This window comes from Demequina muriae (assembly GCF_030418295.1).
Taxonomy (GTDB): Bacteria; Actinomycetota; Actinomycetes; order Actinomycetales; family Demequinaceae; genus Demequina; species Demequina muriae.
The window spans coordinates 1-577 of the sequence record NZ_JAUHQA010000035.1; the positions used below are offsets into that span (position 1 = coordinate 1).

1 protein-coding gene is annotated in these 577 nt (G+C 65.2%); it reads right to left on the bottom strand.

Features of this window, described 5'->3' with window-relative positions:
* On the bottom strand, nucleotides 1-473 hold a 473-nt coding region (locus QQX02_RS13235; RefSeq protein WP_301143833.1), incomplete at its 3' end, for a DnaB-like helicase C-terminal domain-containing protein.
* Between the last annotated feature and the right edge of the window lie 104 nt (nucleotides 474-577).

Sequence of the window (577 nt, forward strand, 5' to 3'; positions counted from 1 at the left end):
TCCAGCACGATCAGGCGGAGCGGCTTTTGCAGGTGCGCACGGCGGGCGCGGGCCATGAACTGCTCGACCGTCAGGCCGGGCGTTGCATCGATCAGCAGGGGCGACTCGCGCAGCTTGGTCGTCGTCGGCGTGAAGCGGTTCCAGTAGTCCTCGGAATCGGCCAGCTCGTCGTCGGGCTGCTCGACCCACTCGTGCGGGATGCAGCCGAAGCAGGCAGCCATGCGGCCCATGCACTCCTGCTCGGTCATCTCGACGGAGAACAGCGCCGTGCGGTGGTCGTGGATCGAGGCGAACCCGGCTAGCTGCAAGCCGAACACGCTCTTACCCATGCTTGGACGGGCACCCACGACGTAGAACACGCCATCGCGCAGGCCCTTGGTGCGGCTGTTTACCTCATGCCACGGCGTAGGAATGCCAAGCAGCGGCGCTTTGTTGCGATACCGCTCCATGAACTCGGCATAGAAGCGGTTCATGGACTCCTTGGCCGTCGCCAGCCCACCGCGTGTCGTAGCAACCTGCATTTGCGCCAGCTCGTGAGCGGCAGTACCGGCGATGTGCTGCGGGAGATCGGAAGAGC